This window comes from Streptomyces sp. NPDC002935, assembly GCF_040611295.1.
In the GTDB taxonomy this organism is placed as follows: domain Bacteria; phylum Actinomycetota; class Actinomycetes; order Streptomycetales; family Streptomycetaceae; genus Streptomyces.
Window position 1 is genome coordinate 52,225 of record NZ_JBEXNW010000006.1, and the last position, 13,212, is coordinate 65,436.

Here is a 13,212-nt window from a genome sequence, read left to right on the forward strand (position 1 = left end):
GCCGCCAGGCTGACGGCCAGGAATCTGGACACGAATCTGGACGGACTTCCGGAATCGAATCCGGGCAGGGCAGGTCGACGACGCATCAATGCTCCTTCGTGAGTGGGGGTCGCTTCGAGCACGAGCGGCGAGGCGTGGGGGGAACGTCCCACTCGCAGTGGCCAATGACAACGGATTGAGGGATACGACAATGGAGGGGCGGGCCATAACATCCGTGCCCGCAGAGGCAGTTGACGGCGAACGGCTCGTCGTTCCCTCAGGCGTCCTCAAGGTGCGCAGCAACGACTGCGACTACCGGATCCGGCCGCACAGACGCCGGACGAGCCCCTTGAGCCCGAGAGCGGTCTGTTCCGCCGCTACACGTGGTGCAGCAGCGGCCGCATGCTGGGCATGGACGTCCACGACTGCGCCGCGGCCCGTGCCGAGCAGCACCTGGACGGCGTCCTGGAAGCGGGCCACGTCCTGACCGTCGAGCAGGGCCTGTATCTCCAGCCGGACGACCTGACGCTGCCGCCGGAGCTGCGCGGCGTCGGCGTGCGCATCGAGGACGATCTGGTCGTCACGGAGGACGGCGCCCGCCTCATGTCGTCGGCGCTGCCGCGCACCGCGTCGGCGATCGAGGCGTGGATGGGCGAGCTCCTGGTCTGACCCTGCGTCCCAAGGCGCGGGGCGCCGCCGTAGCTGGCCCTAGGAACGCGGCAGATGCAACGTCTGCGCCGCCCACGCCTGGAAGTGCGCCGACCGCGTGATGAGGTCGCGGTAGGACGCGTGCGCGGAGCTGAACAGTGTCTCCGTTATGTCCTCCGTGACCTGGTCGCGGCGCCATGCGAGCAGATAGCGGGTCCACAGCGGTGTGCCGGTCAGCGGTTTGACGATCAGGCCCTGGTTCGGCCGGGTCGTAGCCTGCACGATGGAGACGCCGAGTCCCTCGGCGATCATGTCCTGGAGCTGGAGCCGGTCACCGAGGTACTCATGGACGGCCGCGGGCGTGAACCCGGCTGCCGCGCAGGCCGCGTAGAACACGCCCGGCCAGCCGGCACCGTCGTCGGGGGTCAGGAACCAGGCCTCGTCGGCGAGTTCGGCGAGGGGGACCTCCATGCGGTGCTTGAGCCGGTGACCGGCGGGCAGGGCTACGAACGCGGGTTCGCTGACGATCTCACGATGCGCCACGGCCGCGGAGTGCCGCAGCTCCATTCCGGGGTAGTCCGCGGCGATCGCGGCGTCCAGCTCGCCCTTCTCCAAGTGCTCGACTATCTCCGACGACGGGTAGACGCTGCTCACCGTCAGCGTGAGATCAGGCCTCCGGCTGCGTATACGGACGACCATGCCGGACAGGACGGGCGAGTTGGTCGCCGCAAGGCGCAGGACCCGGGGTGCTCCGACGCCGTCTCCCGTCGGACGACGCCTGATGGCATCCGCACGGGCCAGAATGTCGCGCGCCTGACTCAGGACCTCAAGGCCGTACTGGGTCGGCTCGACTCCCGACGCGGTACGCACGAACAAGTCCTCACCGAAGAGCCGCTCGATCCGGCGCAGTTGGGTGCTCATCGCAGGCTGCGAGTACTTCAGGAGTGCCGCGGCCCGCCCCAGACTCCCGGCGTCGGCGATCGCACACAAGGTCCGTAGATGCCGAAGCTCCAGGTCCATCGTCCGGGCTCCTCGTCTCGACGCCCCTGCCGTCCGCGGCCACCGGGCGACTCTATCGGTGGTTCATCGCGGGGTCAGTAAGCGGAGGTGGAGCTGGACACGTCGACGCCGGACGGACACACAAGCACGTGAAGCCTCTGCTGGCGATGGACTTTTCTTGGTCGAAAACCCATCTGCCAGGGGCTTCACCTGTCTGTCTGTCCCAAAAGAACGCACGCTGCCTGACTCCCGGCATACTAGCTACTTTTTCCTGAAGAAGTCGGGGTTGCCGCTGCGCTGAGCTGTGGGGAGTGCTGGTGCGGGCTGTCGGTGGCCGCGACAGTGGAGGTGGGTCGTGGCGGCCGGGGGTGGTGGCGGTGTTGCGTGTCGCGGGGGTGCAGGACTCCTGGTGGGAGGTACTGCCGGAGTCGGCGCGGCAGTTGTCCGCCGAACTGGCCCGGATAGATGCCTACTTGGATGACGAGCGGTTCATCGCACCGTGGCGGGCGGTGTTCGCCGAACGCTTGGGGCGGCCGTCGGTTCCGGTCGAGACGCTCTTGCGGCTGCTGTACCTCAAGCACCGCTACCAGCTCGGCTACGAGACGCTGTGCCGTGAGGTGGCGGACTCGCTGAGCTGGCGGCGGTTCTGCCGGATCCCGCTGACCGCCCCGGTTCCTCACCCGACGACGCTGATCGAACTCGTACGCCGCGGCGGCCCCCAGACCAGCGAGCAGCTCAACGCCGCACTGCTGGGCAAGCTCGTGGAGGACAAGCTGTTGCGGTGCCGCAAGCTGCGCATTGACACCACCGTGATCGAAGCCGACATCGATCACCCCACGGACGCTGACCTGCTGGAGCACGGGGTGCGCAAGCTGGGCCGACCAGTGCGTCGGATCAAGGCGGCCGGCGCCGCCAGGCGCACCCGCTTCCGGGACCGCAGCCGATCAGCAGGGCGCCGCTTGAAGGAGATCTCCCGCACCCTGCGTCGTCGCACCGGGCAGGCGTTGGGCGAGATCGACCGGCTCACTGGCGAGGTCGCCGCCATCGCGGCAGCGACACTGCGGGATGTGGCCGCGGTCGAGCACAATGCGAGGCGCGCACTGCGCGGGCGGCCGTCGGGGCGGCTGGCACACCTGGTCGGTGAGCTGACCGAGACGGTGGCGGGCACTCGACGCCTGCTGGAACAAACTGCGTTACGGCTGGCCGGGACCCGCAAGATCCCTGACCGCCTGGTGTCGTTGGCTGACCCTGACGCCCGGCCGATCCGCAAGGGCAAGCCCCAGCACCCCACCCAGTTCGGCTACACCGCGCTGGTGGCCGAGGCAGAGAACGGCTTCGTTGCCGATCACCAGGTCCACCGCGGCAACCCGGCCGATGCCCCGCAGCTGGTGCCTTCGGTCGAGCGGGTGACGGCGCTGGTCGGCCGGGTGCCGGGAACCGTGGTCGCCGACCGCGGCTTCGGCACCGCGGCCAACGACCGGGCGCTCGCCGAGCTCGGGGTTGGGCGGATCGGTCTCCAATGGAACGGAACCCCGGGAAAGGCTCGCCGGGAGTACGAACGCAGCCGCCCGTTCCGGCGGATGCGCAGCTGGAGAGTCGGTATCGAAGCCCGTATCAGCCACCTCAAGCGCAGCTTCGGCTTCCGCCGCACCCGCCTCCGCCGACTGTCCGGCGCCCAGATCTGGGCCGGACTCGGGATCCTCGCCTACAACCTCCACCGGATGGCCGTCCTCAGCCGGTGAACAGAGACCACCGGCAGGCCGACGACATACCGCCGCCTTCCCACATCAGCCCTGCCACCAGGCTGAACCTTTTTCAGGGGCAAGTAGCTAAGGCTCGCTCGTCCCCGTCGATACCGGCGCTGCGAAGACGGTCTTGCTCGCCCACGTCGCGGGGCTCATCATGATGTGGCCCAAATACTGCGGCTGTGCCAGGAGTTGAAGAAGATGTGGTTCTCTCGCGGCAAGCCGGACGACGGTCCTGCTGAGGTCTCCGTCGAACTGGTGGCTGCCGTGCGGGCACTCCGTGCACAGATCACCGAGGCGGCCGCGTCCGACCCCGACTCGGACCTTCGCTTCCAAATGGGCCCGATCCAGTTGGAGTTCACTGTTGCGCTGACCCGCGACCGGACTGCCAAGGGCGGGATCAAGGCGTGGGTCGTCACGGCCGACGCTGAGCGCAAGCGGTCCATGGCGCACACCCATCGCGTGACGCTCAACCTCACCCCCGTGTCGGCCGCCACCGGCGAGAGCCCCGAGATCCGTAACACCGAGTCCGGCCACCGCATCGTCCGATGAGTGCTGCCGTCCGCCACCCCAGCCGCCTCTATTTGGTCGCCCTCACTACGAAGGACGACCAGGTGCGCGGCAGCGGGTACCTCCTCAACAGCCGCGTGGTGGTGACGGCGGGCCATGTGGTCGAAGGTGTCCCGGCTGAGGATCTGCGTGTCTGCCGGCTGCATACCCTGCGCGCGACGACTGCCGAGGTTGTACGGATCGAGAAGGACATCGCCGTACTCCTCACGGCCGAGGACCTGGCCGCGCCGGGGGAGCTGGCGAATGTGGCGTTGCGTGAGCTGGGATCCGACTCGCACTTCGGTGACTGCTCGGCCCTGGGTCTGCCCGCGGTGATGACCCGGGTGACTGCCGGCGTCGCCCCGCTCGAGGCCGCGTTTCGCGTGGCACCCAACAGCGCGGACAACCACGGCTACCTCTCCCTCGAACTCGACGGACACCCGCCGGCGGGTCCGGAACCGTGGAGCGGCATGTCGGGTGCACCGGTGTTCCACGCGGGCCGGTGGCTGATCGGTGTCGTCGTGCGCGACTCGACGGGCTGGAACCACTCCCGGCTTGAGGCGAGTCCTATCAGCGCCCTGTTCGAGGGGTTGCCGCTTGCTGATGCGCTGTTCCGCGTCCGGCCTTCACCGCCGGTTACCGAGTCGGACGCTCGCGATGCCGCGTTCCTGGACACGTACCGCAGTGAGACGATCCGCCGCTACGGGCACATCGAGCTGTTCGGGCTCGGTCTCCAAGGCCACCTTGCGGACGACATCAGCATCGACCACGCGTACGTGAGTCTGCGTGCGGGCGTTCCTTCGCGCCGCCTGTCGTCGACGGCGGAGCAGACCAGACGTGTTGAGCCCCTCATCGCGAAGAACACGCGGCTCCTGCTGCGGGGCAGCCCGGGGGCGGGGAAGTCCACCCTGCTCGAGTGGCTTGCCGTTTCCATGGCGCGCGGTTCGTGCAAGGGCGAAATCGAACCGTTCAACGACCGGATTCCCTTCCTGCTGCGCCTGCGCGACATGTACGCGCCGAGATGGAACCGGATCGAGGGACGGGACGGAGTTCCGCCGCGGATTGGGCAGTTCCTCGAGTTCAGCGGGATGGCGAGTGACTTCGCCCCGCCGGACGGGTGGATTCGCCGGATGCTTGAGCAAGAGCGGGCGCTCCTGCTCGTCGATGGCCTCGACGAGGTGCTGGAGGGCCACCGGGACGGCGTGCTGCGCTGGATCAGCGATCTTCTGCGGGAGTTCCCTGCCCTGCATGTCATCGTCACGGGGCGTCCGGAGGCGCTGCAGCATTGGTCCCCGCCTGCCAGGCTCGGTTTCGTGGAGCTCAAGCTCGTTGAACTCGACGCCGACCAGCGGGCGGAGCTCATCCACAAGTGGCACCAGGCGGCGATCCTCGGGGTGCGCTCGTCGCGGCTCGGCGATGAGGAGCGCGACCGGCGGATCGACCGCCTCTCCGCCTACGAAATTTCTCTGACCCGCCACATCAACGCATCATCGGATCTCTCCGCGCTCGCCGCGACCCCACTGCTCTGCGCGGTGCTGTGCAAGCTCCACGAGGTGCACGGCACCCGGCTCCCGCGGTTCCGGCAGGAGCTGTACGCGCGGACCGTCGACATGATGCTCGGGCTGCGCGACGCGGACCGTGAGGTGCCCGAGCCGCTCCCTGGCCTGGACATCGATCAACGCCGAGCGGTTCTCTCCTGGATCGCCGGCTACCTGACGGCGGAAGGCGAACGGGAGATCACCCTGACGCGATTCGACGAGAAGGTGCAGAGCCGGCTGCCCAGTCTGGGACGGGAGGCCGGCGCCCACACCCCCAGTGAGATCCGCAAGGCCCTGCACGAGCGGAGCGGGCTTCTCGTCGCCCCGGCCGAGGACACCCTGCGCTTCAGCCATCGCACCTTCCAGGACTACCTCGCAGCCACGGATCTGGTCGCCCAGCGCTCCTTCGGGCAACTCGCCGGCCACGCCGGGGAGGAGATGTGGGACGACGTCCTGCGCTTCGCCATGAGCCTCGCGGCCGCCGCGACCTGGACGGCGGTGGGCCTGGCCATACGCCGGGTGGCCCGCGCGGAGGCGGCCCAGCGCCGGTTCGTCTCCGACGCCTCGCACGAGCTGCGCTCGCCCGTCGCCACTGTCCGCCAGCATGCCGAGGTCGCCCTCGCCCACCCAGGCAGGGCCGACGCCGGGGCACTCGCCGCGACCGTGCACGACGAAGCCGTCCGCATGCAGCGCCTCGTCGACGACCTGCTGCTGCTCACCCGCGCCGACGAAGGCGCACCGACCGCCCTGCACCGGCCCGTGGACCTCGACGACCTCGTCCTGGAGGAGCTGCGGCGGCTGCGCTCGACGACCGGTCTGCGCATCGACGGCACAGAGGTGGGCGCGGCCCGGGTGAGTGGCGACGAGGACGCGCTGCGCCGTCTGGTGCGCAACCTCGGTGAGAACGCCGCACGTTACGCGGCCACGCGCGTGGGGTTCACGCTGGCCGACACGGGGGACGGGCGGGTACGGCTGGTCGTCGAGGACGACGGACCCGGCATCCCGGCCGCCGACCGGATGCGGGTCTTCGACCGTTTCGTACGGCTCGACGAGTCCCGCTCGCGTGACGCCGGCGGCGCGGGACTGGGCCTCGCGATCGTCGCCGAGGTGGCAGCGGCGCACCGCGGAACGGTGACGGCAGGGACGGTCCCGGACGGCGGGGCACGGTTCACGGTGACGCTGCCGTCGGGGGAGTGAGCCCGCGGGGCGAGTCAGCCGGGGGAGCCGGGGAAAAGCGGAGCTGAACGCTCTGTCAGCATCATTCAGGGTCTGTTCAGCGGGGGCGAGACACTCTCGGTGCATCGAGCCGAGGAGGCCGTCATGAGGCACAAGGTCCTGCTGCCCGCGCTGGGAGCCGCCGTCTTGCTGGCCGGAGCCTGCTCCGGAAACACCGACGCACAGGCGGGAAAGGGCGCCTGCGTCCACGTCGTGGACGAGAACACCGGGCGCACCGGATCTGCCTGTCTGCCGCTCGCCCCCGACAGCGCCCGGGTCGACCGCGCCACCCCGCACTTTGCCCACCCGACCCGCATCACCAACCTGACCCATCCCACCACCGAGGTGGCCCAGACGATCTACGGCGGCCAGGAGTCCGGCAAACCCTTCCGCACCGAGGTCACCCTGCTCCCCGGCATCAAGACGATCACTTGGGGTGACCGCAGCATCCGCGCCGTGACCTCGCAGTACGTCGCCTTCTCGGCGGGCCGCGTCGCAGAGGTCGCCCTCGACTGGTATGCGCAGGCCGACGACGGCTCCGTCTGGTACCTCGGCGAGGACGTCTCCAACTACGCGGGCGGCGTGGTCGCCGACACTGAGGGCACCTGGCAGGCCGGACACGACGACGCACCCGGCGCGATGATCATGCCCGCGCACCCGCGCAAGGGCGACGTCTACCGCACCGAGAACCTTCCCGGCGTCGTCTTCGAACAGGTCACGGTCAAGGCCGTCGGACAGACCGTCGACGGACCGTACGGCAGGATCAACGGCGCGATGACCGTGCACGAGCTGCACATGGACGGCACGACCGAGGACAAGATCTTCGCCCCCGGGTACGGCGAGTTCTCCACCGGCTCGGCGGACGGCGACCTGGAGGCGGTGTCGCTCGCCGTACCGACGGACGCGAAGCAGGCACCCGTGCCGGCGCGGCTGCTCGCGCTCGACAAGGCGGTCCGCGCGGCCCACGCCGGTCCCACACCCGCGACCGTCCGCGCGGCACGCGCCCTCTGGGACGCCTACCGCGCCTCCGACGCCGTGCCGGCGCTGCTCGTGCGGCAGATGGAGCGGGACCTGGACGCGTGGCAGAAGTCGCCGCAGGACCGTGCGGCAGCCCTGCGCGTCGAGCAGAACACGACGGACCTGCGGCTGCGCTACGAGCCGGTGCAGACCGTGGACCGCGCACGACTCGGCATGTGGGCACGGCAGTTGGGGATCGACGCGGCTGTCGGAGACAAGGGAGCGGTGGCGGGAGACGTCACCGGTCTCGAACTCGTCCGACAACGGCACGACACCCCCGAGTCGGCCGCTTTCAGCGCCGACCTGAAGACGGCCAGGGACGCGGCCGACCGCAAGGACGCGGCCGCGGCGGGCCGGATCGCGCAGCAACTGATCGAGGACGTCGCTGCGTTGCGGTGACGGTACGAGGCCGGGTAACAGGGGGCCTGGTAGTCATCTAGACCGGGACCGTCAAACGACGGCTCTGTCCCGTAATCGGCTCTGTCCCGTAATCGGGCGGCCGTCGCCGATCTTTGCGGGCGGCCGCCGCGCTGCTCCCGACTCGCGGACCACCTCGTGGGAGGACGTGAAGTCCGCCAGGTGGAGCGGTACTTCCTTGCCCGTGTCAGCGCGGCCGTGGTTGACCCAGCCCGTGCCACTCAGACCGACAACATCCGTAAATTTCGCTGGTGGTCCGTCAGCCAGCGTCGGGCCACGACGGAGACGGTCTATCCCGCAGGCTTGGCAGACCTCGTCGTGGTTCTCGTGGAGGGACACACGCTGGAGTGGCCCGTAGTGCTGGACTGATCTCCGACCAACGAGGTGACCCAGTCGAACTCGCTCGGCCGGAAATGAGGGGGCAGGTCATTTGAGCCGGCGGACCTGCTTGCGTAGGCGCTGTCCGCTCTCCGGGGTGCCGCCGCGGGCGCGGACTTTGTCGTAGAACTCGTTCTTCAAGTCGATGTGTCGCTGGGTGAGTGCTTCCGCGGGACAGCGGCTTCGACCGCGAGGGCGACGATCGTCAGCGCGCCATTGGAGCGCTCGGGCGTTCCGTGCAGGATGCGATCCATCGCGGCACGGATACGGTCGCGCTCATCCCGGGCTGGGCTCATGCGTTCGGCTCCTGGTGGTGGATGCGGTCGTGCTCGTGGCGGTCGGCCAGATTCCGGAGAAACCCGGCGCGTCGCGTGAGCCGGTCGGCGAGCGGGCCGGGCACTGCTTCCGAGGCGGCCTGTTTCTCCAAGGCCTGTGCGTGCTGCACGAGTTCGTCGGCATGGCGGTCCGGTGCGCGCGATGTTCGCACAGGTCGGCTGGCAGCCGTCGAGGCTCGGGGCGTCGGTGACATCGAGCCGGTGACACAGGGCTCGGTCTCGGTTGTAGACGCACATCAGCAACGAGTGCGGGTTGTCGTAGACGGTCAGGGCCGGGTTGCCCAGGATGTCCAGGGCCTGGCGGTGCGTGCGGATGGACCCGACGAAGGTGGGGGCCTGGCCGCGGCGTGGATCGCTCGCCGGGCGGCCGGCCCTGAGATCCCGGCTCCGGCGGCGAGATCGTCGTGGAGGGTGGTGAGAATGCTGGCGGTAGCCCGGGCGGTTTCGATGTCGAGCAGCTCGTAGATGCCGCCGCGGCCGCGGGCTAACGGTGGAGTCGGGTATTGGAACTCTCGGAATGCCTGGATCACGCCGCTGGCCACTTGGTACAGGCAATGGGTGGGTTCGCACCGCAGATGACCGTGCTTGGGCCGCCCTACCCAAAATTGGGGGCAACTGCTCCACGGGTGGGCAAGCTCCCCTCAGCGAAGGGGATGGCGAGTAACGGGGAGGGGCGCCATGTGGGATTCAGTGTGGTCCGATTACGGTGTCCTTGAGTGGAGTGTGGCGATGCTCGCTGTGCTCCTGGCTGTCGTTGTCGTACGGGTCGCTGTGGTCCGGATGGTCGTCAGAGTTCCTGCCCTGGCTCTTTCGCTGGGTGGACGTGTCGTGCAGGGCCGTCCGCGTGCCACGGTCCGTGTCCACCACGCGGCGCTCGCCTCCCGGCGGCGGTACGCGGCGGCATCGGTACCCGACCGCATGGTGCTGGCCGCGCAGCGCGCGGCGCTTGTTGAGAGCGAACGGACACGGCGTGTGGCTTTGACCGCCTGCAGGGGGTGGCTGGCGTGTATCGCGCTATTCCTGCTCTCGGTTGCTGCATGGATCCTCTGGGTGGCGTGGCCGGAAGGCACTTCGCAGACGGTCACCCGCAACGGCTTCGATATCCGCTTCATTCCCGACACAGACACTGCGATCGCACCCGCCGCCCTAGGCGCTGCTGCCGGTGTCGTAATCGCTGCATTGGTGATGGTGTGGCGGGACCGGACACGGCTGATGGCCCCGTACCGGCCGCCGCTGTTGGAGAGCGCGCAAGCCCTGGCGGCATGCCGAGACGCCGAAGGTTCGCTGCCCCGCATCGAAGACGCCCTGCTAGCGTTGCGCCGGGCCCTGGTCACGTACGCCCGCCACGGCCACGCCACCCACCGGGAACGTGAGGGCGAACTCGTTGCCCATGCCCAGGTGGTCGGCCGGGCCCTCCACGACGCGGGACGCGCCGTCTGGAGGCAGCCGCCCGCCGGCCTGCCGGAGCTGGTCAGACTTCTGGGAACCGTCCATGACCGGGCTCACGAGCGAGGCTGGCTGGCACTGCTCGACGACCCCGACCTCCCCGGGCCTCCCCCCGACCCGCCATCCGGCACGCCTCACTCTCCAGGAGGCCTGCCTGCTAGCGGAACCACGAACTGGCCTGGCAGATGGAGTGCACCGCTCCAGCACACAGCTGTCCTGCTCCCCGCTGTCGCCGCCGTAGGCGCGCTCGTGTTCTCGAGCATCACAGTCCGGCAGGCCAACGACAATCTGCGGGTCACCGAACACGACTCCGTCTCCTCACGTTTCAGCACCGCCGTCGGCCAGCTGGACTCCCGTTCACTCGACGTCCGGCTCGGTGGCTTGTTCACTCTGGAGAGGATCATCGAGGACTCACCCCGGGACCACACCACCGTCCTCCAGCTCTGGTGCGCTTACGTACGCGGCCACGCGCGAGAGGGCGGACAACAGGCCCCTGAGGATGCAGAAACGGCCATGCGTCTCCTCGGTGACCACTGGAAAATGGCCGATGGACGGTTCACCGCATGCGAGTTGAGCGGTACACACCTCAACGGGATGGTTCTCGGGGAGAAGGACTACCAGGAAGCCGACTTCACCGGCTTGGACCTACAAGGTGTCGATCTGACCGCGGCGACTTTGCGTGTCACCGACTTCACTAATGCCGACCTGCAGCACGCCGTCCTGACGGGAGCCGATCTTTACGAAGCCATCCTCCGCCACGCCGACCTGAGGAATGCTGATCTCAGCGTCGCCGGGCTGCGGCGTGCCAACCTCGCCGGTGCAGATCTGCGGGGTGCCGAGCTTGAGGCCGCCGATCTGCGCGAGGCCTTGTATTCCTCAAACACTAAGTGGCCCCGAGGATACCGGCCTCCAAGCTCCGCCCAATTGATCGAGGACTAGTAGGGCTTGGTCAGGTTCGTATGGGTGTGGGTATGTCTTGGTGGCAGGTGGGGCAGGCGCCGGTCCAGGTGGCGAGGAGTGTCTGCAGTTCGCGGACGACCCGGTAGAGGGTTAGGCGTGTTTGGGCAGTTCACGGCCGCTTTCTGGTCACGGCGGTGCGGTCGGAGACGAGGCCGGCAATGGCTGGGTAGGTGTCGGGCAGGCGGTCGCGGCGATGGGTCCAGCGCATGAGTTGCTTCCAGCGTTTGTGGTCGGCCAGGGCGTGTTCAACGGTGATGCGGTCAGATGAGTGGCCGTGCCGCTCGTCATGACGCGGCGCACGGGCGGATCGGGGCCCCAGTTCGACGCCGCACTCGAGCAGAGCCCGCCGACACCAGCGTCTCGCCGGCGGACCTGCTCGGGCGGCTCAAGTTCCCCGCATCCCTGGCCTTGCCCGGCTACACATCCTGCAGCTGGCGGACGGAGGGAAACGAGCTCTATGGCGTCGGACTGTGGACCCCCGACGGCTCCACCGCCATCTCCCACACCCCGGGCGCCGTGCGGCAGATCGGCCCGCAAAGGCTGTGGGACACCGTCGAGGACCTGGCGAAGATTTTCGGGGACGAACCCGGGCGCGAGGCCTTCCTCCTGACCGTCACGCCGACCCGGCAGACCGTGTTCTACGAGGACACGGACGGACCTAGCTGGGTTCTCCCGGCCACGTTCTGATCATCGCCCCAGATCAGCCTCGCCTCTCCCTCCGTGCGAAGAGGAGAGGCGAGGTCTTCGGCCGCAAGACGGGTGAAGACGGCGGTGGCCAGCCCGGGACGGGGCGAGGACGGCGCCTGACACACGGCTGCGGAGCTCTGCCGAAGCGGCCGGGACACGGGCGGGCGCCGCGGGTTCAGTCGAAGTCGAAGGTGGCGACGACGGGGGCTGGTCGGACTCGGGGTGCTTGCTGTCGGTGGCGAAGGCGGGGGAGTCGTCGTGGAGGATTTCGTTGTGGATCTCTGAGCCGCGGTAGTGGGCGAGGAGATTACGGGTGACGAGCATGTGGTCGATCATCTGCCCGCGGCCGTGGTGGAAGAGGGTGTAGCGGGCCTCGTTGGGAATGGTGTGCTCGATAGGGACCAGGACCCGGGTGGCGAGGTCCCCGTTGTTGGTGTCCTCGACGTTGCCGCAGAGCGCCAGTACCGGGACTTCTTCGGGTTCGGCGTTGAAGTCACCGGCGACGACGATGCGCGCGTCCGGATCGTCGTCGAGGATCTGGTCGATGAGGCGCCTGACTTCCAGGGCCTGGCTCATGCGCTTCATGGACGACAGGAAGCTGCCTTCGGCCCAGCTGTCGGCGGCGCGCCAGATGCCCTTCTGAGGGTCGATCACCTGGCCGGGGATCTCGCTGGGGATCTTGGATTTCAGGTGCACGGTGATGACGTGCAGCAGGCGGCCGGGTTCTGAGTGATCGATGTCGATCTGCGCGTGCAGGATGGGCCGCTCGATACCGATCACGACCGGCTCCGGGTCGGGGGGTGCGGCGGTGAGCCGCTGGTAGCGGGGCTCGGCAACCAGGTCGTTCTTCAGCTGTTGGTGCTTGATGACCGGCAGGTGGGTGGCGATGACCAGGTTGCGCAGGTCGAAGACCGCATCGTTCTCGGGCTTGGTACTGACCAAGGGCGCGCCGTCGAGGTTGGTGCCGGCGAGCAGCTCCTTCAGTGCGAGCAGAGCACGCGGCTGCCCGGGGCGCTCCTGCCCGTGGACTTCCTGGAAGCATGCGATATCTGCCCGTAGCCGCGTGACCTGCGGTTTCATCAGCGTGATGCGTTCAGCCAGCGACGGCCGCGCGCCTGCGGCGGTTTCGTCGAAGTCTCCAGGTTGAACGTGGCAATCCGGATCTGCGGCACAGATGCTCCCGGGCTCACCATGGTCAGGATACGCAGCGTAATCGGGCCCTACTTACGGTGAAGTCGAGGCGCGCCCGGCGTTCCGCCGACTGCCTGGGCGCCCTGGCCACCGCCATGGGCCCCTCTA

General features: G+C 68.7%; 10 protein-coding genes and 2 pseudogenes. 7 read left to right on the forward strand and 5 right to left on the reverse strand.

Annotation, left to right across the window (positions count from 1 at the left end; genetic code table 11):
* Positions 1-315 precede the first annotated feature (315 nt).
* Positions 316-648: pseudogene (locus tag ABZX90_RS09630) on the forward strand (M24 family metallopeptidase); the annotation flags it as partial.
* A gap of 39 nt (positions 649-687) precedes the next feature.
* Here ABZX90_RS09630 and ABZX90_RS09635 read toward each other — a convergent pair.
* The gene (locus ABZX90_RS09635; RefSeq protein ID WP_351132368.1) at positions 688-1,647 is read right to left on the reverse strand and encodes a LysR family transcriptional regulator; all 960 of its coding nucleotides are present in this window, start codon (positions 1,645-1,647) and stop codon (positions 688-690) included.
* A 356-nt stretch (positions 1,648-2,003) separates the two neighbouring features.
* Here ABZX90_RS09635 and ABZX90_RS09640 point away from each other — a divergent pair, with 356 nt between their 5' ends.
* From ABZX90_RS09640 to ABZX90_RS09655, 4 genes are all read left to right on the forward strand, one after another.
* A complete protein-coding gene (locus tag ABZX90_RS09640; RefSeq protein WP_355203013.1) occupies positions 2,004-3,368 on the forward strand; it encodes an ISNCY family transposase in 1,365 nt (454 codons plus the stop codon).
* 165 nt (positions 3,369-3,533) lie between these two features.
* Positions 3,534-3,923 carry a trypco2 family protein gene (locus ABZX90_RS09645; RefSeq protein WP_355203015.1) on the forward strand — a complete coding sequence of 130 codons (390 nt, stop codon included), beginning with the start codon at positions 3,534-3,536 and terminating at the stop codon, positions 3,921-3,923.
* Positions 3,920-6,655, forward strand: a complete 2,736-nt coding sequence (locus ABZX90_RS09650; protein ID WP_355203018.1) for an ATP-binding protein — start codon at positions 3,920-3,922, stop codon at positions 6,653-6,655. Before ABZX90_RS09645 ends, ABZX90_RS09650 begins: the two co-directional genes overlap by 4 nt.
* A gap of 123 nt (positions 6,656-6,778) precedes the next feature.
* Complete coding sequence (locus tag ABZX90_RS09655; RefSeq protein ID WP_355203021.1) at positions 6,779-8,089, forward strand: hypothetical protein; 1,311 nt, start codon at positions 6,779-6,781, stop codon at positions 8,087-8,089.
* A 533-nt stretch (positions 8,090-8,622) separates the two neighbouring features.
* Here the strand turns inward: ABZX90_RS09655 and ABZX90_RS09660 are convergent.
* Positions 8,623-8,781 (reverse strand): hypothetical protein, encoded by a 159-nt coding sequence (locus ABZX90_RS09660; RefSeq protein WP_351134955.1) that lies wholly within the window; start codon positions 8,779-8,781, stop codon positions 8,623-8,625.
* Positions 8,778-8,972, reverse strand: a complete 195-nt coding sequence (locus ABZX90_RS09665; protein ID WP_355203024.1) for a hypothetical protein — start codon at positions 8,970-8,972, stop codon at positions 8,778-8,780. Before ABZX90_RS09665 ends, ABZX90_RS09660 begins: the two co-directional genes overlap by 4 nt.
* Positions 8,973-9,549: 577 nt before the next feature.
* Between ABZX90_RS09665 and ABZX90_RS09670 the strand changes: the two genes are divergently transcribed.
* Positions 9,550-11,205 (forward strand): pentapeptide repeat-containing protein, encoded by a 1,656-nt coding sequence (locus ABZX90_RS09670; protein ID WP_355203027.1) that lies wholly within the window; start codon positions 9,550-9,552, stop codon positions 11,203-11,205.
* A gap of 130 nt (positions 11,206-11,335) precedes the next feature.
* Here ABZX90_RS09670 and ABZX90_RS09675 read toward each other — a convergent pair.
* Positions 11,336-11,509, reverse strand: a pseudogene (locus ABZX90_RS09675) (transposase); the annotation flags it as partial.
* On the opposite strand from ABZX90_RS09675, the gene ABZX90_RS09680 reads away from it, so the two are divergent.
* Positions 11,491-11,913: a hypothetical protein gene (locus tag ABZX90_RS09680; RefSeq protein WP_355203030.1), complete on the forward strand. Its 423-nt coding sequence runs from the start codon at positions 11,491-11,493 to the stop codon at positions 11,911-11,913. The pseudogene ABZX90_RS09675 and the gene ABZX90_RS09680 overlap by 19 nt on opposite strands.
* On the opposite strand, the gene ABZX90_RS09685 is transcribed toward ABZX90_RS09680, so the two are convergent.
* The gene (locus ABZX90_RS09685) at positions 11,914-12,993 is read right to left on the reverse strand and encodes an endonuclease/exonuclease/phosphatase family protein (protein ID WP_355203033.1); all 1,080 of its coding nucleotides are present in this window, start codon (positions 12,991-12,993) and stop codon (positions 11,914-11,916) included.
* Between the last annotated feature and the right edge of the window lie 219 nt (positions 12,994-13,212).